The sequence below is a fragment of the Acidovorax sp. Leaf78 genome (assembly GCF_001422735.1).
Taxonomy (GTDB): Bacteria; Pseudomonadota; Gammaproteobacteria; order Burkholderiales; family Burkholderiaceae_C; genus Acidovorax.
On the sequence record NZ_LMLZ01000026.1, the window covers coordinates 41,833 to 66,500 of the forward strand.

Below are 24,668 nucleotides of genomic sequence, written 5' to 3' on the forward strand. Positions count from 1 at the left end.
GTGTGGCGCTGACGGGCCGCCAGGGCGGCACAGTCCACTCGCTGCGCGCAAAGGCGCAACGGACGCTCTGGGCGCGCTCCAGGTCAACGCACCCGTGGAACCGGCTTGGCCGGGCCATGAGGGGCATCCCCCGCCCGCAGGAGAGAGGGAAGACGCGGAGCGGCTCAGGGCGTGTCTCATCGCAGGTTATAGAACGCAGCGCGGCCAGGGTAGTGCGCGATCTCGCCCAGGTCTTCTTCGATGCGCAGCAGCTGGTTGTACTTGGCGATGCGGTCCGAGCGCGACAGCGAGCCGGTCTTGATCTGGCCGGCGTTGGTGCCCACGGCGATATCGGCGATGGTGCTGTCTTCGGTTTCGCCCGAGCGGTGCGAGATCACGGCGGTGTAGCCGGCGCGCTTTGCCATCTCGATGGCGGCGAACGTTTCGGTCAGCGTGCCGATCTGGTTGATCTTGATCAGGATCGAGTTGGCGATGCCCTTGTCGATGCCTTCCTTCAGGATCTTGGTGTTGGTCACGAACAGGTCGTCGCCCACCAGTTGCACCTTGTCGCCCAGGCGTTCGGTCAGGTGCTTCCAGCCGTCCCAGTCGCCTTCGTGCATGCCGTCTTCGATGCTGATGATCGGGTACTTGTCGACCCAGGCTGCCAGCATGTCCGTCCATTGCTCGGCGGTGAGCTTCAGGCCCCCTTCGCCTTCCAGCACATAGTGGCCGTCCTTGTAGAACTCGCTGGCAGCGCAATCGAGGCCCAGAGCGATCTGCTCGCCGGCGGTGTAGCCGGCGGTTTCGATGGCTTGCAGGATGAGGCGGATGGCTGCTTCGTGGTTCTCGACGCTGGGGGCGAAGCCGCCTTCGTCGCCCACGGCGGTGCTGATGCCCTTGTCGTGCAGGATCTTCTTCAGGGCGTGGAACACTTCGGCACCCCAGCGCACGGCTTCGCGGAACGTGGGAGCGCCCACGGGGATGATCATGAATTCCTGCAGGTCCAGGCTGTTGTTGGCGTGCGCGCCGCCGTTGATCACGTTCATCATCGGCACGGGCAACTGCACGGCGCCCATGCCACCCAGGTAGCGGTACAGCGGCAGGCCGGACTCTTCGGCCGCGGCGCGGGCCACGGCCATGGAGACGGCCAGCATGGCGTTGGCGCCCAGGCGGCCCTTGTTCTCGGTGCCATCGAGGTCGATCAGCGTCTTGTCCAGGAAAGCCTGCTCAGAGGCATCCAGGCCCAGCACGGCTTCGGAGATCTCGGTGTTGATGTGCTCCACAGCCTTGAGCACGCCCTTGCCCAGGTAGCGGCTCTTGTCGCCGTCGCGCATTTCAATGGCTTCGCGGCTGCCGGTAGAGGCGCCCGACGGTACAGCGGCGCGGCCCATCACGCCCGACTCCAGCAACACGTCGCATTCGACGGTGGGGTTGCCGCGGCTGTCCAGCACTTCGCGGCCTACGATGTCAACAATGGCACTCATGATTTTCCTTGAGGTTTTTGAAATTCATTCAGACGGGCAAGATGGAGCATGTCCAAGCGCTGGATGGCCGCTGCGGCACGTCTGTGGTCATTCTATGCTACTGATTTGATAGTGGTCTGCCGGGCAGGTACGAACAGGGTACAACCCGACCAGCGATCAGATCGCCCAGGCGTTTTCAGACGCCCTCGACGCACACCATGCGCATGATGGCTGCGCCTTCACGCGCCGCCTTGGCTTTTTGATATTCGGGCGTGTCGTAGAAGGCACGGGCCGCGTCGAAGCTGGCGAACTTGAGGATCACGGTCCGGCCCGGGTTCCAGTCGCCTTCCAGCACCTCGACCTTGCCGCCGCGCACGCACACTTCGGCACCGTGGGCCTGCATGGCCAACGTGCTCCACTTGCGGTACTCCTCGTACTGTGTGGGGTTGGTGACGGTGACGGATGCGATGACGTAACCACTGCTCATGTTCTCAAGCTCCAAAGTTGCTTGTGGGAGAAATACGGGTGACAGGACCTGCAAATAGCAAGCGCAGGATTCTGCCGCAGTCCATCAGGGCGCTCTGATTCATATCAAGCGTTGAACGACAAAACAAACCAGATTGCGCATGCGAGAACGATCAATGATCCAGAGAGAATTTTTTGGCCCGTTGATGCCGCTGTGGCGATGGCAAAACCTTGCGTCACACATATGGAGGCGAGGACCAGCCCGGTAAAGACTTGCCGGTTGCCGTTGCTTTCGATGGAGCCTTTCTGAATGCTCGGGTCCATCTGCAGCATCCAGTCGTGTTCGTTTCCGCCAAACAGCACCAGCAGGAACAAGCCCGCCGCATACATGCCAAACAGCACGATTCTCCATAGCGGCCACACCGGCGTTCTTTCTTCGGCAGTGCGCATGACGGCGCTCCCGTTTGCCATGTTCGAAGTTGCCTTCTGATCTTGTTCAGGAAGGTCGACCTGAAGTGCGCTCATGGGTTCTCGGTGCTGCTGAATGACTAGGCTGGCGACAGGCCCGTGAAGTGCGGTTTGAAAAATCAGCTCACTCGAAATTCGTTTCGAGCAGAGGCTGTGCTTTCACAACGCGGTCCAGTGCCACCAGCGTCTCCAGCAGCGCCTTCATGTGCTTCAAAGGCACGGCGTTCGGTCCGTCCGACCACGCTTCGGCGGGACGGGGATGGGTTTCCATGAACAGCCCCGCCACGCCCGCCGCCACACCGGCACGGGCCAGCACCGGCACCATGTCGCGCGCGCCGCCGCTGACGGCGCCCAGGCCGCCCGGCTTTTGCACCGAGTGGGTCACGTCGAACACGACCGGCGCGCCGGAGTTGCGCATTTCGGCCAGGCTGGTCATGTCGGCCACGAGGTTGTTGTAGCCAAAGCTCACGCCGCGTTCGCAGGCCAGAAAGCGGTCTTCCGACAGGCCCACTTCGCTGGCAGCAGCGCGGGCCTTGTCGATGACGTTCTTCATGTCCCAGGGCGCCAGGAACTGGCCCTTCTTGATGTTCACCGGCTTGCCGGACTGGGCCACCGCGCGGATGAAGTCCGTCTGGCGGCACAGGAAGGCCGGGGTCTGCAGCACATCGACCACGCTCGCCACCTCGGCCACGTGCGAGGCGTCGTGCACGTCGGTCAGGATGGGCAACTGCAGCTGGCGGCGCACTTCATCGAGGATATTCAGGCCCGCATCCAGCCCCACGCCGCGCTTGCTGCTGCCAGACGAGCGATTGGCCTTGTCGAACGAGCCCTTGTAGATCAGCGGAATGCCCAGCGGTGCGCAGGCTTCCTTGAGTTGGCCGGCCACGTCGAGCGACATGTCAAGGCCTTCGATGGAGCAGGTGCCCGCGATCAGAAAGAACGGCTGATCGAGGCCGACGTTGAATCCGCACAGCTGCATAGGTCTCCAATCAGGCTTTGGTAGCCGCTTGCTGGTGTTCCACCGCCGCCTTGATGAAGGCGTTGAACAGCGGGTGGCCGTTCCACGGGGTCGACTTGAACTCGGGGTGGAACTGTACGCCAATGAACCACGGGTGCACGGCTTGTGGCAGCTCGACGATCTCGGTGAGCTGCTCGCGCTGGGTCAGCGCGGAGATCACGAGGCCGGCCTTGCGCAGCTGGTCCAGGTAGTTCACGTTGGCTTCGTAACGGTGGCGGTGGCGCTCGGTCACGACGTCGCCATAGATGCTGTGCGCCAGGGTGTCGGCCGACACGTCGGAGCTCTGAGCACCCAGGCGCATGGTGCCGCCCAGGTCGGAGTTCTCGTTGCGGGTCTTGATGGTGCCGTCGGCGTCCTTCCACTCGGTGATCAGCGCAATCACGGGGTGCGGGGTGGTGGCGTCGAACTCGGTGCTGTTGGCGTTGGCAAGGCCCGCCACGTGGCGTGCGTACTCGATGGTGGCGACCTGCATGCCCAGGCAGATGCCCAGGTAAGGGACCTTGTGCTCGCGGGCGAACTGGGCGGTGGCGATCTTGCCTTCCACACCGCGGGCGCCAAAGCCGCCGGGCACCAGGATGGCGTCGTACTTTGCCAGCTTTGCGGCAGCGTCGGCGCTCTCGATGGTCTCGGAGTCGACGTGGTCGATCTTCACACGCACATGGTTGCGCATGCCGGCGTGGCGCAGGGCTTCGTTCACGGACTTGTAGCTGTCCGACAGATCCACGTACTTGCCGACCATGGCGATGGTGACTTCGCCTTGCGGGTGCTCGGTTTCGTGCACCAGGTCGTCCCAGCGCTTGAGGCTGGTGGGCGGCGTGTTCAGCCGCAGCTTGTCGCAGATGAGGCCGTCCAGGCCCTGTTCGTGCAGCATGCGGGGCACCTTGTAGATGGTGTCCACGTCCCACATGCTGATCACGCCCCATTCGGGCACGTTGGTGAACAGCGAGATCTTGGCGCGCTCTTCCTCGGGAATGCGGCGGTCGGCACGGCACAAGAGGGCGTCGGCCTGGATGCCGATTTCGCGCAGCTTTTGCACGGTGTGCTGGGTGGGCTTGGTCTTGAGCTCCCCGGCCGCGGCGATCCAGGGCAGGTAGGTCAGGTGCACGAAGGCCGTGTTGTTGGGGCCCATGCGCAGGCTCATCTGGCGCACGGCTTCCAGGAACGGCAGCGATTCGATGTCACCCACGGTGCCGCCGATTTCAACGATGGCCACATCCACGGCATCGGGCGTGCCGATGCCGGCGCCGCGCTTGATGAACTCCTGGATTTCGTTGGTCACGTGTGGGATGACCTGCACGGTCTTGCCCAGGTAGTCGCCGCGACGCTCCTTCTCCAACACGGACTGGTAGATCTTGCCCGTGGTGAAGTTGTTGGTTTTCTTCATGCGCGTTTCGATGAAACGCTCATAGTGGCCGAGGTCGAGGTCGGTTTCAGCGCCGTCGTCGGTCACAAAAACCTCGCCGTGCTGAAACGGCGACATGGTGCCCGGATCTACGTTGATGTAGGGGTCAAGCTTGATGAGGGTGACTTTGAGTCCGCGCGATTCGAGAATCGCGGCAAGGGAGGCTGAGGCGATTCCCTTGCCCAGGGAAGACACCACACCGCCGGTGACGAAGACAAATTTGGTCATGTCTTTTTTGGTGGTGGGAAATTGGGATTATAGATGCCCCCCCGCCAGCCCCCCGCCGGCAGGGGGGCATACCGTCTGCTAAATTCGCCGCATGAATGAGCTCGCTGGCAAACACATGGTTCTGGGTCTGAGTGGAGGCGTGGCTTGCTACAAGTCGGCCGATCTGTGCCGCCAGCTCATCAAGGCAGGGGCCACCGTGCAGGTGGTGATGACCGAGGCGGCAGAGCAGTTCATCACCCCGGTGACCATGCAGGCGCTGTCCGGCCGCACGGTCTACAGCTCGCAGTGGGATGCGCGCGAGCCCAACAACATGCCCCACATCAACCTGAGCCGCGAGGCCGACGCGATCCTGATTGCGCCGTGCAGCGCGGACTTCATCGCCCGCCTGGTGCAGGGCAGGGCGGACGAGCTGCTCAGCTTGATGTGCCTGGCGCGCCCGGTGCAGCGCGTGCCGCTGCTGGTGGCGCCCGCCATGAACCGCGAAATGTGGGACCACCCCGCCACACAGCGCAACCTGGCCCAGGTGGCGCAGGACGGCGCCGTGGTGCTGGGCGTGGGCAATGGCGACCAGGCCTGCGGCGAGACGGGCGACGGCCGGATGCTGGAGCCGGCCGAATTGCTCGAAGAAGTGATCGCGTTCTTCGCCCCCAAGGTGCTGGCGGGCCGCAAGGTGCTGGTCACGGCGGGCCCCACCTTCGAAGCCATCGACCCGGTGCGGGGCATCACCAACCTTTCGAGCGGCAAGATGGGATTTGCCATTGCACGCGCTGCGCGCGAGGCGGGTGCTGACGTCACCCTGGTGGCCGGCCCGGTGCACCTGCCCACGCCGCGCGGCGTGCGCCGTGTGGATGTGCAGTCGGCCCAGGACATGCTCGTGGCGGTGGAGCAGCGGGCGCAGGATGCTTCTATTTTCATAGCAACAGCTGCCGTGGCCGACTGGCGCCCCGCTGCGCCATCGGCCCAGAAGATCAAGAAGGATGGCTCCGGCCAGACGCCGACCCTTGGCTTCGTCGAGAACGCCGACATCCTGGCCCGCGTGGCCCAGTCTGCACGCGCTGTGGACGGCAGCCTTTTCTGTGTGGGGTTCGCGGCAGAAAGCCACGACCTGCTGGCCCACGCCACCGCCAAGCGCGCGCGCAAGGGCGTGCCGCTGCTGGTGGGCAACATCGGCCCGGCGACCTTCGGGCAGGATGACAATGCCTTGCTGCTGGTCGATGAGAAGGGACACAGGGAGCTCCCCCGCGCCTCCAAACGCGTGCTGGCCCAGCAGCTCATCCAGGACATTGCGGCGCGCCTGTCGCCTGCGCGGGCCTGAGAGCGAACACGTTCTGACACTGCCATTCAGGAGGCTGTATGAAGACTGGTGCCACCAAACCCGAGTGGGACACGCCGCCTGATGGCGATTTTGCAAGCTACGTGGAGCGCCTCACCGCGCCTGCCGCGGCGAACGCTGCCAGGGCGGCGAGAGCGGTGCCGGTGACCTCTATCCGAAGCACCGCCGCGAGCAAATCCCAGGCATCGGACGCCGCACGCGCAGCGGGGCAGATCGTGCCCCCGGACGTGGCCCAGGCGATGCTGCCGTTCCTAGGTCTGCTGCGTGTAGTTCGGCCCGTGCTGCTGCTGCTGATCGTGATCCACGGCATTGCGCTGTTCATTTTTAGCCAGGGCTCACTGCCGGGCCTCGTGGTCATGGCGAGCATCTGGTGGGGGCTTGGCTGGTTGATCGAGTCGGCGCCGAAGATCATCGCCACGAGTAAAGATGCGGCGGGCTTCGGCACCGACGCATTGCAAGACCGACTGCGGCGGGTAGCCCAGCAACGCAACCAAACAGGAAAGAAGAAACCGCAGTGAAGATTGACGTCAAGATTCTCGACCCGCGCATGGCGGACCAGTTGCCTACTTATGCCACGCCCGGCAGCGCAGGGCTCGACCTGCGGGCTTGCCTGGATGCGCCCTTGACCCTGCAGCCTAACGCGTGGCAACTGGTGCCCACCGGCATCTCGGTGTACCTCAAGGACCCTGGCTACGCGGCGCTGATCCTTCCGCGCTCTGGCTTGGGCCACAAGCACGGCATCGTGCTGGGCAACCTGGTGGGGCTGATCGACAGCGACTACCAAGGCCAGCTCATGGTGAGCGCCTGGAACCGCAGCAGCACTGCGTTCACCCTGGAGCCCATGGAGCGCCTTGCGCAGCTGGTCATCGTGCCGGTAGTACAGGCGCAGTTCAATGTGGTGACGGAATTCGCTGCGACCGAGCGGGGCGAGGGGGGCTACGGATCGACGGGTAAGTCGTGAGTGAACGTCTGTGTCTGGAGGCAAGATGTAAGACTGCGCTTACTTTTCTAAGGGTCTGTTACGCACAAGAGCGTTATCTCTGCGTCTACGGTGGGTAGTCTTGGAGCGTTGTTCCAATGGTGGTGTGTCGCAAGGCCCCATCCTGTGCGCCTTGCACGAGCCCGAACCTGATCTTAGGAGATAAACATGTTGCAAATGACCCGTTCCTTCGCCGTTGCTGGTGCCGTAGTGCTGGCCGCTTCCCTCACCGCGTGCGGCCACAACCAGTCCGCCCCTGCGCCCCAGTACTCGGGTGGCTATTCGGGCGGCTATCAGACCGCTCCGGCATACCCCAACAATCCACAGGGTACCGAGTACGGCCGTGTGTCCAACATCGAAGTGCTGCAAGGTCGCTCGCAGGGTCAGACCTCCGGCGCAGGTGCGGTGATCGGTGCGGTGGTGGGCGGTGTTCTGGGCAACCAGATCGGCAAGGGCTCCGGCCGCGCTGCAGCCACCGGTGTCGGCATCGTCGGCGGTGCAGTGGCCGGCAATGCGATCGAAGGCCGCAACAACAGCAATCAAGAAGCCCAGGGTTACCGCCTGTCGGTGCAGTTGGACCAAGGCGGCTATCGCGTGTATGACGTAGGCACACCCGGCGACCTGCGCATCGGCGACCGTGTACGCCTGTACAACGGTCAAATTTCGCGCATCTAAAGATCGATGGAACCCGGGTGCTTGAGCCTCAAGCACCCGGTGCGGCCACCTATCCGCTCCGCTCAATGCAGCATGGAACTGCCGGGGGCTTGGGGCTGTACGCGGAAGAACCCTGTGCCGGCAGTCCCTCGGCCGATTTCGTCTTCGCTGGCCTCCCGCACGGCCTGGACCGTGAGCTGTAGGCGCAAAGCAATCCCTGCCAGGGGATGGTTGCCGTCCAAGACCACATGCTCCGGATAGATTTCCGCGACGGTGTACAGAACATTGCGCGGGGCGTCCGGGTTACACCCCTCTGGCAATGCCGTGCCTTCGAATGTCATTCCCTCTTCAATTTCGTCGGGGAACAATGAACGAGGCTCCAGGAACAGCAGCTGGTCGTCGAAGTCGCCAAAGGCGTCCTCAGGCTCCAGGTGCAGTTGCAGGGTAGCGCCGGGGCCGTGGCCCTGCAGTGCTTCTTCGATACGGGGGAGAAGGTCCTCGCCGCCCACCAAGAATTCCACCGGTTCGTCCAGAACGTCAAGTTCTTCGCCCAGGGTGTCTTTCAGTGTCCAGGTCAGCGCGACCACGCATTGTTGGGTAATTTCCATAGGAGAATTGTCGCAGTTTGATCAAAGGCCCTGTCGCCCAGGGCGGACCGCTCCAATGGATATCCAGCAACCCCTCTCCCTGCTTGGCGGTCTGACCCCCGCGCAGTTCATGCGCCGCCACTGGCAAAAAAAGCCATTGCTGGTACGCCAAGCCATTCCCCAGTTTCAGCCGCCCGTGCTGCGGGCCGATCTGTTCGCGCTGGCTGCGCAGGAGGGTGTGGAGTCGCGCCTGGTGCAACTGGTCAAGGGCGCCTGGAAGCTGCGCCATGGGCCCTTCAGCCGCAGGGCTTTGCCTGCGCTGCAGCAGCCCGACTGGACCCTTCTGGTGCAGGGCGTGGATTTGCACAACGATGCCGTGCATGCACTGATGCAGCAGTTCCGCTTCGTGCCCGAGGCGCGGCTCGATGACCTCATGATCAGCTATGCCTCCGACGGCGGTGGCGTGGGTCCGCACTTCGACAGCTACGACGTGTTCTTGCTGCAGGCCCACGGCAAGCGCCGCTGGCGCATCGGGCGCCAGAAGGATCTGAGCCTGCGCGACGGCATTCCCCTCAAGGTATTGGCCCAGTTCGAACCCGAGGAAGAGTTTGTGCTGGAGCCCGGCGACATGCTGTACCTGCCCCCGCGCTATGCCCACGATGGCGTGGCGGAAGGCGAGTGCATGACTTATTCCATCGGATTCCGGGCCCCTGCACGCGCCGAGCTGGCCCAGGAGCTGCTGGTGCGCCTTGCCGAAGACGCGGGCGATGTGGAGGGGCCGCCATCGCTGTACCGCGATACCGGGCAAGAGGCTGTTGCACAACCTGCGGCCATCCCTGCAGGCTTGACTGACTTTGCCCGCGAAGCGCTGTCCAAGGCGTTGGCCGAGCCCCTGGTGTTGGAGCGGGCGCTGGGCGAGTACCTGACCGAACCCAAGGCCAGCGTATGGTTCGAACCCGGCGACACGCGGGTGATGCTGGAAGGCGTGCGCCTGGACCGCAAGAGCCGCATGATGTACGACGCGCACCATGTGTTCATCAATGGCGAGAGCTACCGCGCTGCAGGGCGGGACGCCACCCTGATGCGCCGCCTGGCCGACCAGCGCCAGCTGACGGCGCGCGATCTGGCCCGGGCCAGCGACGATGCGCTGGAGCTGCTGTCGTCCTGGTGCGATGCCGGATGGGCGCATTCCTGGACGGAGCACGCTGGCTGATTGATCGAGCCATTCAACGGAGATCCGCATGAGCGACACGCCTTCATCCCCTGTGCCCCCCACCTTGCCCCCCACTGTGCCGCTCAGCCTGCCTTCGGGCCGGTTCAGCAGCCGCGAGGATTTTCGGCAGATGGTGCGGGACGCGTTGGCGACGGCGGTGCGTGACGGCTGGCAGGAGATCGTCATCAGCGACGCGAACTTCCATGACTGGCCGCTGGGAGAGCGCAGCGTCGCAGAGTTGCTGCAGGAATGGGCGCATGGCAGCCGCAGGTTCACCATGCTGGCTGGCAACTTCGACGATGTGATCCGCCGGCATGCGCGCTTCGTGCGATGGCGCGGCACGTGGGACCACATCATCACCTGCCGGCGCAGCGCGTCGGCGGACCCGCTCGACATCCCCAGCGTGCTGTGGTCGCCGCACTGGGTGATGCACCGGCTCGACCCCGAGCGCAGTGTCGGCGTGACGGGGCCTGAGCCCGACCGCCGCGTGCTGCTGCGCGAGACCCTGAATGAGTGGCTTCGCGGCAAAAGCACCCCCGGTTTCCCCGCATCCACCCTGGGTTTATGAGTGGGGTGGCCGACCGTGACCCGGCGGTCACAGATGTCAATGGCTTGTAAAGCTTTCGTCAGTGTTAGTCAGTATTGACTAAATACCAATATAATCGGCGGCTGCGCCAAAAAGGTGCAAGCCAAGTGCATTGTGCCAACGCGTACAGCGGCTTCCAGGAGCCTGACGCCGTGGCTTTTCAAGATACTTTGTCCAACTAGGAACATCCAATGAAGAACTCCCTCGTTCTGGCCGCCCTGATCGCTGCTGCAGCCCTCGCCGCTTGCGGCAAGAAGGAAGAACCCGCTGCTGTGCCAGCTCCAGCTCCCGTGGAAGCTCCTGCTCCAGCACCCGTGGCTCCTGCTTCCGAAGCCGCTCCCGCCGCCTCCGAAGCCGCATCTGCTGCTTCCGACGCTGCTGCTGACGCTGCCAAGGCTGCTGCTGACGCTGCCGCCGCTGCTGCAACCGCCGCTTCCGCAGCCAAGTAATTCGCTGCAGGCTCTGGCCGGTTGAAAAACCGGCCGTTGCCGCAAAGGCCCCGTACCGCAAGGTCGGGGCTTTTTTGTTTCTGCGCCCTGGCCAGCGTACTCAAGTCCATTCACTCCAGCCATACACCCATTCCGCCCAGGTCATCCGCTGCCCTCCAATCGGCTGCAGTCCGATCCGTTGCAGTTTCGCTGAGCTCAGCCATCCCAATCCATCCGTGGAGGCTCAGCTTCGGTGCTCATTTCGACAGGGTGGCATAAAGGCGGTGGCCGCCCAGTGATACTGCGTTGGCTGAGGGGCGCGTTGCAACGCCAAAGCCTCTTTCAGTTCGCGTATTGGCGCTAGCGCGTGCGCGCAGCATGAGCATTGTGTGAAGCCCGGCCGCTCAGGCTGCGATCAGGCCGTAGCCAGGGCTAGGCCCTGCCGCCACCGAGAGCCAGGGCGTTCCCGCTGTGGGGCAGGCCACATGAATGGCCTCCACCGGCCAGTCGAGTGCGGGCGCCAACGCCTCTCTTGCGATGGAGGGCGCGTTGTTCTTGGAGCTCAGGTGTGCGGCCACGATGGTCTGCAGGCCCGGGTGACGCACCGCGCGCAGGATGTCTGCGGTCACCCGGTTGGCCAGGTGGCCAAAGGGTCCGCCGACCCGGCGTTTCAAGAACAGCGGGTACCGCGAGGCTTCGAGCATGGCCGGGTCGTGGTTGGCTTCGATCATCAGCGCGTGGCAGCCCTGTAGTTGTTGCAGCACATGGTCGCTGGCATGGCCCAGGTCGGTCAATACGCCCAGGTGGGCGGCGCCGTCGGAGCAGCGCAGCTGCAGCGGCTCGCGGGCGTCGTGGGGCACGGTGAAGGGGCGGGCCTCGAAAGTGCCCAGGTCGATGGGTGTCATGTCGTGCGCAATGCGCAGCATGTCGCCAAAGTCCGGCTGGCCCAGTGCTGCATGCGTCCCCTGGCTCATCCACACCGGAATGCGGTAGCGCATGGCCACGGTTTGCGCGCAGCCGATGTGGTCGGAGTGTTCATGGGTGATGAAGACCGCGTCCAGGTCTTCGATCTGCAGTTGCGCCTGGGCCAGGCGGCCCTGCAGCTGCCGAATGCCGAAGCCGCAGTCGATCAGGAGGCGGCGCACCTGCGTGTCGCTGCGGCCTTCGACCACGGTGGCATTGCCGGTGCTGCCACTCCCCAGGTTTTTGAAACGCAGCATGGGGAGGGGAGTTATTGGATTCGTGCCCGGACGAGATGGCTATCCCGGTCAGGCGGCCTGTGGAGCAGGCCGGGCCATGAAGGCCCGCCCCAACTCCACGGCGAAGCGGCTGGTTACTTGAGGTCGTCCGCAATCACGCGCACGATGCGCTCGGCATTGGCTGACGATTCGGGCACACCGGCTTCGTTGAGGACAGACACGGTGCTGGACTCGCCTTGGCTGCGCACGACGATGCGGAACTTGAGCGGTGGCGTGGCCGACGACGAGCCGCTGAACAGCTTGCCGAAGAAACCGGGTTCCTTCTTGTCGGTGTTGGGGGCCACGTAGCGGACGAAGTACGTGCCTTCGTTGCGGTTGCGGTCTTCCACGGTGAAGCCGGTGCGGTCCAGCGCCAGGCCCACACGGCGCCATGCGCGGTCGAAGCCCTCATCCAGCTGGACCACGGGCTTGTTGTCCACCGTGGCCATGCGGGCAGACTGCGCGCGCGGTGCGGGCGAGGCCACCACGGCCTTGGATTGCTCCTGGCTCACGCCGAGCTTGACCATCAGGCGGCGCAGAAATTCGGTTTCCAGCTCGGGGTCGGAGGGGCGGGGCTGCCACACCGTGTTGTCCTTGGTGGCGGTGCCGTAGACCTCGATCATGCCGCGGTGGGTGATGTAGATTTCGGTGCCGCCGTTGGCGTTGCGCTCCAGGCGGGTGCGGAACTTGTCGCGCTCGCCAGTGGAGTACAGCGAGTCCAGCAGCTTGCCCAGGGTCGAGCGGATGAAATCCTGCGGCAGCTTGGCGCGGTTTTCAGCCCAGTCGGTTTCCATGATGCCCACGTTGGCGTCGGCCTGCTCCAGGTTGAAGCCGCTTTCCTGCCAGAAGTCGCGCACCGGTTCCCAGAGCTTGTCGGCCGGACGGTTGACCACCAGCCAGCGCTGGTTGCCATCGCGCTCGATGCGCACGTCGCCCAGTTGCAGGGCAGCGGCGTTGGCCGTGCCGGAAGGCTGAGCCGCCTGGCCTGCCTGCATGGCAGCGGCTGAGACGGCGCCGCCAGGCACGGCATAGCGCGAGTCGCGCGACAGCTGGGTCAGGTCGGGCGGGACTTCGAGGGTCGAGCCCTTGGTGGCGCTCTTGTAGTCGATCTTGTCGCCTTCGAGGGCGGCGCAGGCAGACAGAGCCATGGCAATGGCCAGCAGGCTCAGGCGGGTGGTAGCAGCATTCACGCGGAAATCCTTGAAGTGTCAGGTGCGGGCGCGGCCCGGATTAGATCAGGCCGCTCGTGCGCAGCGCGGATTCGACGATGGCTTCATTGCCAGCGGACAACGGCGTCATGGGCAGGCGCATGGTGCCACCACACAGGCCCATGCGGGTCATGGCCCACTTGACCGGAATGGGGTTGGCTTCGACGAACAGGTTCTTGTGCACGGGCATGAGCTGGAACTGGATCTGCAGCGCGCGCTTGGCGTCGCCCGCCAGGGCGGCCACGCACAGCTCGTGCATCAGGCGCGGCGCCACGTTGGCCGTCACGCTGATGTTGCCGTGCCCGCCGCACAGCATCAGGGCCACGGCGGTCGGGTCATCGCCCGAGTACACCGCAAAGCCCTTGGGAACGTCGCGGATGAGCCACTGGGCGCGCTCGATGTTGCCGGTGGCTTCCTTGATGCCGATGATGCCGGGCACTTCGGCCAGGCGCAGCACGGTGTCGTGCAGCATATCGGCCACGGAGCGGCCGGGCACGTTGTACAGCACGATGGGCAGGTCGCCCGTGGCTTCGGCAATCGCCTTGAAGTGCTGGAACTGGCCCTCTTGCGTGGGCTTGTTGTAGTAGGGCACGACCTGCAGCTGGCTGTCGGCACCCACGCCGCGTGCGAACTTGGCCAGCTCGATCGCTTCGGCGGTGGAGTTGGCGCCGCATCCGGCCATGATGGGCACGCGCTTGGCAGACTGCTCCACGGCGACGCGGATGATCTCGCAATGCTCCTGCACGTTGACCGTGGGCGACTCGCCCGTGGTACCCACCACGCCGATGCAGTCGGTGCCTTCGGCAATGTGCCAGTCGATCAGTTTGCGCAGTGTGGGGTAGTCCACGCTGCCGTCCTCGTGCATGGGGGTGACGAGAGCGACGATGCTGCCGGTAAGGGGTGCGCTGGGGAGGGTCATGTCCGCGTTGTAAAACGGTAAAAGAGCATTCTAACTAGGCGGCGGGACCAAAGGGTGCCGGGGCGGACTCCCCGCGTGCGGGAGTTCTCGCACTGCCGTGATGCGCTGCACGAAACGGTCGGGATTTTGCAGGAAGCCATCCTCGTAAGCCACGGTGCGCAGCGGCGCGCAGGCCGCGAGCAATTCGCCCGGCTGCAGCAGGAATTCAGGCCGGGCAGGGCGCCCCACGGTTTCGTTGCCCTGCGCAAAGGTTTCGTAGATCAGCACGCCGCCCGGCGCCACGCTCTGCACGATGACGGGCAGCAGCGGCCGCCACAGATAGTGGGTGACCACCACGGCGCCGAACTGGCGCCCCGCCAAGGGCCACGGCCCTGCTTCGATGTCCGCCAGCAGCAACTCGCCGAGCCCCTCGCAGGCCGCCACGGCCTCAACCGAGCGGTCCACGCCCACCACCGCGTGACCCAGGCCGCGCAGCCAGCGCAGATGGCGGCCCGCACCGCAGGCCACGTCCAGGGCGGTGCTGCCAGGGGTGATCAGGTGGCTCCAGCGGCGAACCCATTCGGACGCCAGTTCATGACCGTGCATATGCTATAAAAATAATAGCTGCTAGCGCTTATCTGGAGCGCGGTAGCAGCCAAAAAGACTTGAATCCCTAGGGTGGGCCCGGTCTGCGCAGCTCAGAAGCAGGCCCACATCTGGTCGGCGAGCATCACCATGAAGTCCGGCGCCGTGTACAGGCCGAACACCGCCAGGCAAGCCAGCACCGCCACCACGCCGGCCAGCCAGCGCAGCGCACGCGCGGGCTTGGCCGGGGCGCCGGCAGACGCGGGGGTGGGGGCAGCGGCTTGTGGTGTCATGGTCAGGCGGGTTGGGGCGCGCTGCGCGCGATGGGGCTTTCCTTGACCGGCAGGTTCACCAGGCCGGCAAACACCCCGAGCCCGATGGCGATGTACCAGACGATATCGTAGCTGCCCGTCGCGTCATAGAGGTAGCCACCCAGCCACACGCCCAGAAAGCTGCCGATCTGGTGGCTGAAGAACACGAAGCCGCCCAGCATCGACAGATGCTGCACGCCGAAGATCTGGGCGATGGTGGCGTTGGTGGGTGGAATGGTCGACAGCCACAGCGTGCCCATCACGGCCGAGAACACATAGACCGACATTGGCGACAGCGGCACGATCAGGAACACGGTGATCACCACCGCGCGGGCAAAGTAGATGAAGGCCAGGATGTAGCGCTTGGGCATGCGCTGGCCCAGCGTGCCGGCCACGTAGGTACCGAGCACATTGAACAGGCCGATCAGCGCCAGCGCATAGCTGGCCACCTGGGGCGACAGGCCGTGGTCCTTCAGGTAACTGGGCATGTGCACCCCGATGAACACCACCTGGAAGCCGCAGACGAAATAACCCGCCATCAGCAAATTGAAGCTGGGGTAGCGGAACGCCTCGCCCAGCGCCTGCACGATGGTCTGCTCGCGCTTGACCGGGGCGCTTCCCTTGAAGCCCGGCTCGCGCAGGCCGAAGGCCAGCGGCACGATGAGCAGCACCGCCATCGACAGCACCAGCAGCGCCTGCTGCCAGCCCAGCCCTGCGATCAGCCAGCCCTCCACCGGCACCATGAGGAACTGTCCGAACGAGCCCGCCGCGGCTGCCACGCCCATGGCCCAGGACCGGCGCTCCGGCGCAATCTGCCGCCCCAGCACGCCGTAGATCACGGCGTAGGTGGTGCCGGCCTGCGCGGCTCCGATGAGCACGCCTGCGGTCAGCGCAAACAGCGTGGGCGTGGGCGACAGGGCCATGCCCGCCAGGCCCAGGCCGTAGAGCACCGCTCCGCCTATCAGCACCCGGAACGCCCCGAACCGGTCGGCCGCCATGCCCGCAAAGATGCCGATCACCCCCCAGGACAGGTTCTGGATCGCGATGGCCAGCGCGAACGACTGGCGCGTCCAGCCCATTTCCTGGGTGATGGGCAGCAGCCAGAGCCCGAACCCATGGCGGATGCCCATGGACAGCGTCACGATGGCCGCGCCGCAGGCCAGCACCTGGAACATGGACAGTTTGGGAGTATTCATATGCATGCGCAGGAATGTAGCCAGATTGCACGAAACGCGCTGATACACCGGTAACCAATACAGTTGGCAGCGGGGTTGCGGCCCGCCGTCAGCACGGCAGTACCCTTGTGTGTTGCAACGGGCCCCAACGGCCCCACTGTTCATTTCAACGCAGGCCCGTTCTCGCGGCCCGGCACCGCGTGGACCGCCACCACCGCCTTTGACAGTGCTGTCGTCACTGGTTTTCCATCCAGCTATTGGCCCGCTGCCGCACTACAATCCGCCGCTATGTCTGCCAAACCGTCTTCCGTGTCCACCAGTAGTGAATATTCCGAAGGGTCCATCCGTGTGCTCAAGGGCCTGGAGCCCGTCAAGCAGCGCCCGGGCATGTACACCCGCACCGACAACCCGCTGCACATCATCCAGGAAGTGCTGGACAACGCCGCCGACGAAGCCCTGGCCGGCCACGGCAAGAAGATCCGCGTCACGCTGCACGCCGACGGCTCGGTGAGCGTCGAGGACGACGGCCGCGGCATCCCGTTCGGCATGCACCCCGAAGAAAAGGCGCCGGTGATCGAGCTGGTGTTCACCCGCCTGCATGCGGGCGGCAAGTTCGACAAGGGCAAGGGCGGCGCGTACAGCTTTTCGGGCGGCCTGCACGGTGTGGGTGTGTCGGTCACCAACGCACTGGCCACCCGGTTGGAGGCCACCAGCTACCGCGAAGGCAAAATGGCGCGCCTGGTGTTTTCTGCCGGCGACGTGATCGAGCCCCTGGTGGCGCGTGCGCTGGAAGTGGGCGAGCGCAAGCAGGGCACCTCGGTGCGCGTGTGGCCCGATGCCAAGTATTTCGAGTCGAGCGCGCTGCCCATGGGCGAGCTCACCCACCTGCTGCGCAGCAAGGCCGTGCTGATGCCGGGCGTCACGGTGCAGCTCGTCAACGAAAAGACCCGCGACACGCAAACCTGGCAGTACAAAGGCGGCCTGCGCGACTACCTGATGCAGACGCTGCACGGCGAGCCGGTGATCCCGCTGTTCGAGGGCGAGGGCTTTGCCGACCGCCACAACGAGAGCTTTGCCGAGGGCGAGGGCGCGTCGTGGTGCGTGGCTTTCACCGAAGACGGCCAGCCCATGCGCGAAAGCTACGTCAACCTGATCCCCACCAGCGCCGGCGGCACGCACGAAAGCGGCCTGCGCGACGGTTTGTTCAACGCGGTCAAGAGTTTCATCGAACTGCACAGCCTGCTGCCCAAGGGCGTGAAGCTGCTGCCCGAAGACGTGTTCGCCCGCGCGAGCTACGTGCTCAGTGCCAAGGTGCTGGACCCGCAGTTCCAGGGCCAGATCAAGGAGCGGCTCAACTCGCGCGATGCGGTGCGTCTGGTGTCCGGCTTCGTGCGGCCGGCACTCGAGCTGTGGCTCAACCAGCACGTCGACTACGGCAAGAAGCTGGCCGAGCTGGCCATCAAGGCCGCGCAGACCCGCCAGAAGGCCGGCCAGAAGGTCGAAAAGCGCAAGGGCTCCGGCGTGGCCGTGCTGCCCGGCAAGCTCACCGACTGCGAAAGCCGCGACATCGCCCACAACGAAGTGTTCCTTGTCGAGGGTGACTCGGCCGGCGGCAGCGCCAAGATGGGCCGCGACAAGGAAAGCCAGGCCATCCTGCCGCTGCGCGGCAAGGTGCTCAACACCTGGGAGGTGGAGCGCGACCGCCTGTTCGCCAACAACGAAATCCACGACATCTCGGTGGCCATCGGCGTAGACCCGCATGGGCCGAACGACACGCCCGACCTCTCGGGCCTGCGCTACGGCAAGGTCTGCATCTTGAGTGACGCCGACGTGGACGGCTCGCACATCCAGGTGCTGCTGCTCACGCTGTTCTTTCGCCACTTTCCCAAGCTCATTGAGGCCGGCCACATCTATGTGGCGCGCCCGCCGCTGTTCCGTGTGGACGTGCCGGCGCGCGGCAAGAAGCCCGCAGCCAAGATGTATGCGCTGGACGAGGGCGAGCTCACCGCCATCCTCGACAAATGCGCCAAGGACGGCGTGGCGCGCGAGAAGTGCCAGGTCAGCCGCTTCAAGGGCCTGGGCGAGATGAACGCCGAGCACCTGTGGGAAACCACGCTCAACCCCGACACCCGCCGCCTGATGCCGGTGCAGCTGGGCGACATGGACTTCGCCGCGACCGAGGCGCTGATCACCAAGCTCATGGGCAAGGGTGAAGCCGCCTCGCGCCGCGAGCTGATGGAGCTGCATGGCGATGCGGTCGACATCGACATCTGACCGCCTGCGCCTGGCGTGCGCGGGCCTGCTGCTGTGCCTGGCGCACGGCGCGGCCCACGCCGACCTGTGGGCCTTTGTCGACGCGCGTGGCGTGACGCACTTTGCGCCGGAGCAGGTGGACGCCAACTACCACCTGTTCTTCAAGGGCAACGAGTTCGACTCCACGCGCGATGTGCCCGCAGGTGCGCCGCCCATGCCGAATGCGCTGCCGCCGGCAGGCGCGCGGCTGCTGGCTTTTTTCGACATCGCGCCGGACTACAAGCGGGTGAAGCACCATCTGCGCGCGGCAGCGGCCCGGCATGACATCGACTATGAACTGCTCCAGGCCCTGATCGCCACCGAGTCCGGGTTCGACGCGGGCGCCGTGTCGCCCAAGGGTGCCGTGGGGCTCATGCAGGTGATGCCGGCCACCGCCACGCGCTTCGGGGTCAGTGCCGACGCCAAGCGCTCGGTCGAGAAGAAACTGGCCGACCCGGCCGTGAACGTGCCCGCGGGCACGCGCTACCTGCGCCACCTGATCGACATGTTTCCCGAGCGGCTGGACCTGGCACTGGCGGCCTACAACGCGGGCGAAGGCGCGGTGCAGCGCGCCGGCAACCAGGTGCCGGCGTACAAGGAAACGCAAAACTATGTGCGCACCGTGATGGGCCTGTACCACCAGCTCAAGCCGCCGGCGCCGGTGCTGGCCCAGCGCGCCGCGCCGGGCCGCGTGCGCATGGAACTGTCGGGCGGCGCCGTGAACCGGGGCAACCTGCCGCCCACGCGGGTGGCGCAGACGCCCCCACCGATTGAATCTGACTCCAACAAGAACGAATGAGCGACCAACCCACTCTCGATTTTCCGGCCTCCGACGACGGCGGCGATTCCCAGGGCCTGGCCGGCTACGCCCAGCGTGCGTACCTGGAGTACGCACTCTCGGTCGTCAAGGGCCGCGCGCTGCCCGATGTGTGCGATGGCCTCAAGCCCGTGCAGCGGCGCATCTTGTTCTCGATGGACCGCATGGGCCTGGGCTACAGCGGCCCTACGCGCACCACGGCGGCCAAGCCGGTCAAGAGCGCCCGCGTGGTCGGCGATGTGCTGGGCAAGTACCACCCGCACGGTGACCAGTCGGCCTACGACGCGCTGGTGCGCATGGCGCAGGACTTTGCCCAGCGCTACCCGCTGATCGACGGCCAGGGCAACTTCGGCAGCCGCGACGGCGATGGCGCTGCGGCGATGCGCTACACCGAGGCGCGCCTGTCGCGCATCACCAGCCTGCTGCTCGACGAGATCGACGAAGGCACGGTCGACTTCATGCCCAACTACGACGGCAGCGTGCAGGAGCCGCGCCAGCTGCCTGCACGCCTGCCGTTCGCGCTGCTCAACGGCGCCAGCGGCATCGCCGTGGGCCTGGCCACCGAGATCCCCAGCCACAACCTGCGCGAGATCGCCGATGCGTGCATCGCGCTCATCAAGACCCCCGCACTGAGCCAGGAAGACCTGCTGGCCCTGGTGCCCGGCCCGGACTACCCGGGCGGCGGCCAGATCATCAGCGCGGCGTCCGACATTGCAGACGCTTACCGCACCGGCCGCGGCAGCCTCAAGGTGCGCGCACGCTGGAAGATCGAGGACCTGGCGCGCGGCCAATGGCAACTGGTGGTCAACGAGCTACCCCCGGGCGTGAGCACGCAGAAGGTGCTCGAAGAGATCGAAGAGATCACCAACCCCAAGGTCAAGACCGGCAAGAAGGCGCTGTCGCAGGACCAGACGCAGCTCAAGGCCAGCATGCTGGCCGTGCTGGACGTCGTGCGCGACGAGTCCAGCAAGGACGCGCCCGTGCGCCTCGTGTTCGAGCCCAAGACCGGCAAGACGCCGCAGCAGGAACTCATCACCGCGCTGCTGGCGCACACCAGCCTTGAGTCGTCGGCCCCCATCAACCTCACGATGGTGGGGCTCGATGGCAAGCCCACGCAGAAATCCCTGCGGCAGATGCTGGAAGAGTGGATTGCCTTCCGCCAAGCCACCATCACCCGCCGCACGCAGCAACGTTTGGGCAAGGTGCTGGAGCGCATCCACATCCTCGAAGGGCGGCAGATCGTTCTGCTCAACATCGACGAGGTGATCGCCATCATCCGCCAGGCGGAAGATCCGAAGGCCGCGCTGATCGCGCGCTTCAACCTCAGCGACCGGCAGGCCGAAGACATCCTTGAAATCCGCCTGCGCCAATTGGCGCGCTTGGAGGCGATCAAGATCGAGCAGGAGCTCAAGGAGCTGCGCGAAAGCCAGGGCAAGCTCGAAGACATCCTGAACAACCCCAGCTCGCTGCGCCGCCTGATGGTCAAGGAGATCGAGGCCGATGCCAAGACCTTTGCCGACGCGCGCCGCACGCTGATCCAGGCCGAGAAAAAGGCTGTGGCCGAGGTCAAGGTGGTGGACGAGCCGGTGACGGTGATCGTCTCGCAAAAGGGCTGGGCGCGCGCACGCACCGGCCATGGCCACGAGTCCGCCAGCTTTGCCTTCAAGGCCGGCGACGGCCTGTACAACACCTTCGAATGCCGCACGGTCGACACGCTGCTGGCCTTCGGCAGCAACGGGCGCGTGTATTCCGTGCCGGTGTCGGCGCTGCCGGGCGCGCGGGGCGACGGCCAGCCGGTGACCACGCTGATCGAGCTCGAGTCGGGCACGCAGCTGCTGTACTACTTTGCCGGACCGGCGCAGGCCTCGCTGCTGCTGGCCGGCTCGGGCGGCTACGGCTTTCTGGCGTCGGTGGAGAACATGGTCTCGCGCCAGAAGGGCGGCAAGTCGTTCATCACCCTGGGCGAGGGCGAGACGCTGTGCCAGCCCTCGCATGCGGCAGGTACGTCCAGCACCAGCGTTCCGGCCCTGGCGCCGGCGACGCACGTGGCCTGCGCCTCGGCGGGCGGGCGCATCCTCACCTTCGAGATCGCTGAACTGAAAACCATGGCCAACGGCGGCCGGGGCCTGATGCTGATCGACCTGGAAGACAAGGACACCCTGGCGGGCGCCGCGGCGTACACGCGCAGCATCCGCATCGACGGCATCGGCCGCGGCGGCAAGCAGCGCGACGAGACGCTGGAGATCCGGTCCCTGAACAACGCCCGCGCTGCGCGGGGGCGCAAGGGCAAGGCGGCGGACCTGGGCTTCAAGCCGTCGGCCGTCACGCGCGTGGAGTGACGGGGTAGGGCAGAGGCCGCTGATACGTCGGCGCCTTCCTCCTGCCCTCGTCTGTATTCCTCTTGCGGCGACCTGTTCGTTCTTGGGCCGCTGTTCGCAGTCTGTTGCGCCACATTACCCGTTTGCGGGTCAGACGATCCTGCTGCCATTGATAGCTGGGCTGCAGCAGGTTATTCGCCTCGGTGGCCCGGCACAACGTCCTGTCGCTGTGCGCCGATTGGTCCCAAGGTCGCCCTGCCGCAACGAAATGCCGTTCACATCTGGGCCTGCCGCCCGGTGCGCACGCTGTTGTTATCCCACGGAAATCCTCCTTATGCGGGGCATTCCGGGTTGTGCCGCTCCTGGAAAGGGCGCAACATCTGCACACAAAGACAACACTGCAGGAGAACATCATGCTGCCCAAGCAAGTCCGCATGGCCCACAAACTCTGGTTGGCAGTGATTCTGATCGTGGTGCTGCTGGCCGCCGTGGTGGGGTTCTCGGGCTACCGCTCGGCCAAGGTCCAGGCCCAGGCCGATGCCGTGGCCAAGGAGATGGAGGCGCGCGTGCAGGCCGCCATCCGCTGGTCGGGCCTGACGGAGACCAACGCAGCCCGCACGCAGGCGCTGATCGTGAGCAGCGACGCCTCGGTCGAAGCAGAGTTCAAGGACGTGATCGCCGCCACGTCGGCGCAGATCACCGAAGTGCAGAAGTCGCTGGAGTCCATGGCGCTGTCGGAGGCCGACAAGGCGCAGATGGTCAAGATCGCCGATGCCCGCAAGAAGATGATCGACCTGCGCGGCGAGGCGCGCAAGCTCAAGAGCGCGGGCCAGCAGGACCAGGCCGTCGTGCTGGTCAAGCAGTCGTACAACCCCGCAGTGGCCGCGTACCTGCAGACCCTGCGGGACTTCGTGAAGCAGCAACAGGACACCGCCATGGCCAGCCAGGCAGAGATGGGGGCATCGCGCATGCTCACCGTGAAAATCGCCGCCGTGGCCGTGGGCTTGTTGTTGCTGGCGATCATCGTGGGTGCGTACTATCTCATCGGCAGCATCCAGCGGCCGCTGGAGCAGGCAAGCGGCCTGGCCGAGCGCATTGCCAGTGGCGACCTGAGCATGCAGGAATCGGTGACCCGGGGTGACGAGTTCGGCGACCTGCTGCGCTCGCTCTACACCATGAGCGACGCGCTGGGCCGCATGGTGCAGCAGGTGCGCCAGAGCACGGACAGCATCGCCATCGCCAGCGCCGAGATCGCCACCGGCAACCACGACCTGTCCACCCGCACCGAAGAAACCTCCAGCAACCTGCAGGAGACCGCGGCGGCCATGGAGCAGTTCACCAGCACCATCCAGCAAAGCGCGGGCAGCGCGCAGCAGGCCAGCAGCCTGGCGGCGGGTGCCACCGGCGTGGCCCGCAAGGGCGGCGCCGTGGTAACGCAGGTCGTGGCCACGATGGAAGACATCAACCACAGCAGCAAGAAGATCGCCGACATCATCGGCGTGATCGACTCCATCGCCTTTCAGACCAATATCCTTGCGCTCAATGCCGCGGTGGAGGCGGCGCGCGCGGGCGAGCAGGGCCGCGGCTTTGCCGTGGTGGCCAGCGAGGTGCGCAACCTGGCGCAGCGCTCGGCCTCTGCCGCCAAGGAGATCAAGGAGCTGATCAGCGCATCGGTGGAGAAGGTGGAAACCGGCTCGCGCCTGGTGTCCGACGCGGGCACCACCATGACCGACATCGTGCAGTCCGTGCAGCGCGTGACCGACATGATCGGCGAGATAACGGCAGCGTCTTCGGAGCAGAGCGCCGGCGTGTCGCAGGTGAACCAGTCCATCGGCAACCTCGACCAGATGACGCAGCAGAACGCGGCCCTGGTGGAGCAGAGCGCCGCCGCCGCGCAAAGCCTGCGCGAGCAGGCGGACCAGCTGGCGCAGGTGGTCTCTCGCTTCAAGGTGAATGCTGCGAGCTATGTGCCCGCACAGGCCGCCATCGGTGCGGCGCGGGCGTCGGCAGCCACTGCTGTGCCGCCCACAAAACCAGCCGCAAAACCAGCCGCAAAACCAGCGGCCAAGCCCGCAGCCCGCCCCCTGGCCGCCAAAGCCCCTGCCGCGCCCAAGCTGTCTACCGCGCCCGCGCCAGCGCCGCGCAAACCCCAGGTGGCCCAGGGTGCCGACGAAGACTGGGAATCTTTCTGAATCTTGGATCGCGGCGCGGCGCTGCGGGTGTCGTGCCGCCCGCACCACGCCAGCGGCGCGTGAGGTGGCCTGCCGGTCGGTCGACCGGCTCCGTTTATTTGGCGATGCGCCGCAGGTGACTCCCAGGGAGCAGACATGCGGCTCGCCCTGTGAAGCAGCCGCAGCCTGCGGCTGCTTCAGCGCCACCGTGGAACCAGCTACGCCGGGCCACGGGTGGCGTCCCGCTTCAACGGGGACAGCGCGAAGCGCTTCAGGGGATCAGGCGAGTTCTGCGATGAGCTCGATCTCCACACACGCACCCATCGGGATCTGTGCCACGCCGAACGCACTGCGTGCGTGCACGCCCTTGTCGCCAAACACCTGGCCCAGCAGTTCGCTGGCGCCATTGGTCACCAAGTGCTGCTCGGTGAAGTCGCCGGTGGAGTTCACCAGGCTCATGAGCTTGACGATGCGCTTGACCCGGTTCAGGTCGCCGCCGCAGGCGGCCTGCAGTGTGCCCATCAGGTCGATGGCCACGGCGCGTGCTGCGGTCTTGCCTTCTTCGGTGCCGATGTCACGGCCGAACTGCGCAGCCCAGGGCTTGCCGTCCTTGCGGGCGATGTGGCCGGACAGGAACACCAGGTTGCCGGTCTGCACGAACGGCACGTAGGCGGCGGCGGGCACGGACACCGGTGGCAGGGTGATGTTGAGTTCTGTCAGCTTGTCGTAAACGCTCATGGTGGTTCCTTGGTGTGAAGGGGTGGACGTTGGGGAGGTCGTGCGTGCGCAGGTGCATGCGCTTGGCGTTGCGGCCTGCAGACGGTGCCCGGGGTGGCCGCGAGTGTTACACAG

General features: G+C 65.6%; 24 protein-coding genes. 11 read left to right on the top strand and 13 right to left on the bottom strand.

The window, feature by feature from the left end:
* Positions 1-176: 176 nt before the first annotated feature.
* From eno to ASF16_RS24605, 5 genes are all read right to left on the bottom strand, one after another.
* A complete protein-coding gene (gene eno, locus ASF16_RS24585) occupies positions 177-1,463 on the bottom strand; it encodes a phosphopyruvate hydratase (RefSeq protein ID WP_056173680.1) in 1,287 nt (428 codons plus the stop codon).
* Positions 1,464-1,638: 175 nt separating this feature from the next.
* Complete coding sequence (locus ASF16_RS24590; protein WP_056173684.1) at positions 1,639-1,929, bottom strand: DUF1330 domain-containing protein; 291 nt, start codon at positions 1,927-1,929, stop codon at positions 1,639-1,641.
* A 104-nt stretch (positions 1,930-2,033) separates the two neighbouring features.
* The gene (locus ASF16_RS24595) at positions 2,034-2,432 is read right to left on the bottom strand and encodes a hypothetical protein (RefSeq protein WP_056173687.1); all 399 of its coding nucleotides are present in this window, start codon (positions 2,430-2,432) and stop codon (positions 2,034-2,036) included.
* 67 nt (positions 2,433-2,499) lie between these two features.
* Positions 2,500-3,354: a 3-deoxy-8-phosphooctulonate synthase gene (kdsA, locus tag ASF16_RS24600; protein ID WP_056173688.1), complete on the bottom strand. Its 855-nt coding sequence runs from the start codon at positions 3,352-3,354 to the stop codon at positions 2,500-2,502.
* A gap of 10 nt (positions 3,355-3,364) precedes the next feature.
* Positions 3,365-5,023, bottom strand: a complete 1,659-nt coding sequence (locus ASF16_RS24605; protein ID WP_056173691.1) for a CTP synthase — start codon at positions 5,021-5,023, stop codon at positions 3,365-3,367.
* Positions 5,024-5,114: 91 nt separating this feature from the next.
* Here ASF16_RS24605 and coaBC point away from each other — a divergent pair, with 91 nt between their 5' ends.
* From coaBC to ASF16_RS24625, 4 genes are all read left to right on the top strand, one after another.
* Positions 5,115-6,338, top strand: coding sequence for a bifunctional phosphopantothenoylcysteine decarboxylase/phosphopantothenate--cysteine ligase CoaBC (coaBC, locus tag ASF16_RS24610; RefSeq protein ID WP_056173695.1), 1,224 nt, complete (start codon positions 5,115-5,117; stop codon positions 6,336-6,338).
* A gap of 38 nt (positions 6,339-6,376) precedes the next feature.
* Positions 6,377-6,874, top strand: a complete 498-nt coding sequence (locus tag ASF16_RS26950; protein WP_235507506.1) for a hypothetical protein — start codon at positions 6,377-6,379, stop codon at positions 6,872-6,874.
* Complete coding sequence (gene dut / locus ASF16_RS24620; protein WP_056173698.1) at positions 6,871-7,317, top strand: dUTP diphosphatase; 447 nt, start codon at positions 6,871-6,873, stop codon at positions 7,315-7,317. Before ASF16_RS26950 ends, dut begins: the two co-directional genes overlap by 4 nt.
* Positions 7,318-7,503: 186 nt before the next feature.
* The gene (locus tag ASF16_RS24625) at positions 7,504-8,010 is read left to right on the top strand and encodes a glycine zipper 2TM domain-containing protein (protein WP_056173701.1); all 507 of its coding nucleotides are present in this window, start codon (positions 7,504-7,506) and stop codon (positions 8,008-8,010) included.
* A gap of 62 nt (positions 8,011-8,072) precedes the next feature.
* Here ASF16_RS24625 and ASF16_RS24630 read toward each other — a convergent pair whose 3' ends face one another.
* The gene (locus ASF16_RS24630) at positions 8,073-8,597 is read right to left on the bottom strand and encodes a peptidylprolyl isomerase (RefSeq protein ID WP_056173704.1); all 525 of its coding nucleotides are present in this window, start codon (positions 8,595-8,597) and stop codon (positions 8,073-8,075) included.
* 55 nt (positions 8,598-8,652) lie between these two features.
* Between ASF16_RS24630 and ASF16_RS24635 the strand changes: the two genes are divergently transcribed.
* The 3 genes from ASF16_RS24635 (at position 8,653) to ASF16_RS25785 (ending at position 10,824) form a co-directional block, all read left to right on the top strand.
* Entirely contained in the window at positions 8,653-9,789 is a 1,137-nt protein-coding gene (locus ASF16_RS24635; RefSeq protein ID WP_056173706.1) for a cupin domain-containing protein, read from the top strand.
* A gap of 28 nt (positions 9,790-9,817) precedes the next feature.
* Positions 9,818-10,357: a hypothetical protein gene (locus tag ASF16_RS24640; protein WP_056173709.1), complete on the top strand. Its 540-nt coding sequence runs from the start codon at positions 9,818-9,820 to the stop codon at positions 10,355-10,357.
* A gap of 209 nt (positions 10,358-10,566) precedes the next feature.
* Positions 10,567-10,824: a hypothetical protein gene (locus ASF16_RS25785; protein ID WP_082517135.1), complete on the top strand. Its 258-nt coding sequence runs from the start codon at positions 10,567-10,569 to the stop codon at positions 10,822-10,824.
* Positions 10,825-11,207: 383 nt separating this feature from the next.
* Here the strand turns inward: ASF16_RS25785 and ASF16_RS24645 are convergent, their stop codons facing one another.
* From ASF16_RS24645 to ASF16_RS24670, 6 genes are all read right to left on the bottom strand, one after another.
* A complete protein-coding gene (locus tag ASF16_RS24645) occupies positions 11,208-12,023 on the bottom strand; it encodes an MBL fold metallo-hydrolase (RefSeq protein WP_056173712.1) in 816 nt (271 codons plus the stop codon).
* A 113-nt stretch (positions 12,024-12,136) separates the two neighbouring features.
* A complete protein-coding gene (gene bamC, locus ASF16_RS24650) occupies positions 12,137-13,231 on the bottom strand; it encodes an outer membrane protein assembly factor BamC (protein ID WP_082517136.1) in 1,095 nt (364 codons plus the stop codon).
* Between the two features lie 40 nt (positions 13,232-13,271).
* A complete protein-coding gene (dapA, locus tag ASF16_RS24655) occupies positions 13,272-14,168 on the bottom strand; it encodes a 4-hydroxy-tetrahydrodipicolinate synthase (protein WP_056173714.1) in 897 nt (298 codons plus the stop codon).
* A gap of 30 nt (positions 14,169-14,198) precedes the next feature.
* The gene (locus tag ASF16_RS24660; RefSeq protein WP_056173717.1) at positions 14,199-14,753 is read right to left on the bottom strand and encodes a bifunctional 2-polyprenyl-6-hydroxyphenol methylase/3-demethylubiquinol 3-O-methyltransferase UbiG; all 555 of its coding nucleotides are present in this window, start codon (positions 14,751-14,753) and stop codon (positions 14,199-14,201) included.
* Positions 14,754-14,845: 92 nt separating this feature from the next.
* On the bottom strand, positions 14,846-15,025 hold the full coding sequence (locus ASF16_RS24665; RefSeq protein ID WP_056173719.1) for a hypothetical protein: 180 nt from the start codon (positions 15,023-15,025) through the stop codon (positions 14,846-14,848).
* A gap of 2 nt (positions 15,026-15,027) precedes the next feature.
* Positions 15,028-16,245 (bottom strand): MFS transporter, encoded by a 1,218-nt coding sequence (locus ASF16_RS24670; protein WP_056173722.1) that lies wholly within the window; start codon positions 16,243-16,245, stop codon positions 15,028-15,030.
* A 261-nt stretch (positions 16,246-16,506) separates the two neighbouring features.
* On the opposite strand from ASF16_RS24670, the gene ASF16_RS24675 reads away from it, so the two are divergent.
* The 4 genes from ASF16_RS24675 (at position 16,507) to ASF16_RS24690 (ending at position 23,837) form a co-directional block, all read left to right on the top strand.
* The gene (locus ASF16_RS24675; RefSeq protein WP_056173725.1) at positions 16,507-18,492 is read left to right on the top strand and encodes a DNA topoisomerase IV subunit B; all 1,986 of its coding nucleotides are present in this window, start codon (positions 16,507-16,509) and stop codon (positions 18,490-18,492) included.
* Positions 18,470-19,309, top strand: coding sequence for a lytic transglycosylase domain-containing protein (locus ASF16_RS24680; protein WP_369817193.1), 840 nt, complete (start codon positions 18,470-18,472; stop codon positions 19,307-19,309). Before ASF16_RS24675 ends, ASF16_RS24680 begins: the two co-directional genes overlap by 23 nt.
* Complete coding sequence (gene parC / locus ASF16_RS24685; RefSeq protein ID WP_056173731.1) at positions 19,306-21,666, top strand: DNA topoisomerase IV subunit A; 2,361 nt, start codon at positions 19,306-19,308, stop codon at positions 21,664-21,666. The genes ASF16_RS24680 and parC overlap by 4 nt, the downstream gene beginning before the upstream one ends.
* 392 nt (positions 21,667-22,058) lie before the next feature.
* Positions 22,059-23,837, top strand: a complete 1,779-nt coding sequence (locus ASF16_RS24690; RefSeq protein ID WP_056173732.1) for a methyl-accepting chemotaxis protein — start codon at positions 22,059-22,061, stop codon at positions 23,835-23,837.
* A gap of 258 nt (positions 23,838-24,095) precedes the next feature.
* Here the strand turns inward: ASF16_RS24690 and ASF16_RS24695 are convergent, their stop codons facing one another.
* Complete coding sequence (locus ASF16_RS24695; protein ID WP_056173733.1) at positions 24,096-24,554, bottom strand: RidA family protein; 459 nt, start codon at positions 24,552-24,554, stop codon at positions 24,096-24,098.
* Positions 24,555-24,668: the final 114 nt, after the last annotated feature.

Coding starts and splice junctions, on each gene's coding strand:
- ASF16_RS24660 (WP_056173717.1), bottom strand. CDS start 14,753: ATGCACGGTCATGAACTGGCGTCCGAATGGGTTCGCCGCTGGAGCCAC.
- coaBC (WP_056173695.1), top strand. CDS start 5,115: ATGAATGAGCTCGCTGGCAAACACATGGTTCTGGGTCTGAGTGGAGGC.
- ASF16_RS24635 (WP_056173706.1), top strand. CDS start 8,653: ATGGATATCCAGCAACCCCTCTCCCTGCTTGGCGGTCTGACCCCCGCG.
- eno (WP_056173680.1), bottom strand. CDS start 1,463: ATGAGTGCCATTGTTGACATCGTAGGCCGCGAAGTGCTGGACAGCCGC.
- ASF16_RS24675 (WP_056173725.1), top strand. CDS start 16,507: ATGTCTGCCAAACCGTCTTCCGTGTCCACCAGTAGTGAATATTCCGAA.
- ASF16_RS25785 (WP_082517135.1), top strand. CDS start 10,567: ATGAAGAACTCCCTCGTTCTGGCCGCCCTGATCGCTGCTGCAGCCCTC.
- kdsA (WP_056173688.1), bottom strand. CDS start 3,354: ATGCAGCTGTGCGGATTCAACGTCGGCCTCGATCAGCCGTTCTTTCTG.
- ASF16_RS24605 (WP_056173691.1), bottom strand. CDS start 5,023: ATGACCAAATTTGTCTTCGTCACCGGCGGTGTGGTGTCTTCCCTGGGC.
- ASF16_RS24690 (WP_056173732.1), top strand. CDS start 22,059: ATGCTGCCCAAGCAAGTCCGCATGGCCCACAAACTCTGGTTGGCAGTG.
- dapA (WP_056173714.1), bottom strand. CDS start 14,168: ATGACCCTCCCCAGCGCACCCCTTACCGGCAGCATCGTCGCTCTCGTC.
- ASF16_RS24665 (WP_056173719.1), bottom strand. CDS start 15,025: ATGACACCACAAGCCGCTGCCCCCACCCCCGCGTCTGCCGGCGCCCCG.
- ASF16_RS24590 (WP_056173684.1), bottom strand. CDS start 1,929: ATGAGCAGTGGTTACGTCATCGCATCCGTCACCGTCACCAACCCCACA.
- ASF16_RS24640 (WP_056173709.1), top strand. CDS start 9,818: ATGAGCGACACGCCTTCATCCCCTGTGCCCCCCACCTTGCCCCCCACT.
- ASF16_RS24680 (WP_369817193.1), top strand. CDS start 18,470: ATGCGGTCGACATCGACATCTGACCGCCTGCGCCTGGCGTGCGCGGGC.
- parC (WP_056173731.1), top strand. CDS start 19,306: ATGAGCGACCAACCCACTCTCGATTTTCCGGCCTCCGACGACGGCGGC.
- ASF16_RS24670 (WP_056173722.1), bottom strand. CDS start 16,245: ATGCATATGAATACTCCCAAACTGTCCATGTTCCAGGTGCTGGCCTGC.
- ASF16_RS24595 (WP_056173687.1), bottom strand. CDS start 2,432: ATGAGCGCACTTCAGGTCGACCTTCCTGAACAAGATCAGAAGGCAACT.
- ASF16_RS24630 (WP_056173704.1), bottom strand. CDS start 8,597: ATGGAAATTACCCAACAATGCGTGGTCGCGCTGACCTGGACACTGAAA.
- ASF16_RS24645 (WP_056173712.1), bottom strand. CDS start 12,023: ATGCTGCGTTTCAAAAACCTGGGGAGTGGCAGCACCGGCAATGCCACC.
- ASF16_RS24695 (WP_056173733.1), bottom strand. CDS start 24,554: ATGAGCGTTTACGACAAGCTGACAGAACTCAACATCACCCTGCCACCG.
- ASF16_RS26950 (WP_235507506.1), top strand. CDS start 6,377: ATGAAGACTGGTGCCACCAAACCCGAGTGGGACACGCCGCCTGATGGC.
- ASF16_RS24625 (WP_056173701.1), top strand. CDS start 7,504: ATGTTGCAAATGACCCGTTCCTTCGCCGTTGCTGGTGCCGTAGTGCTG.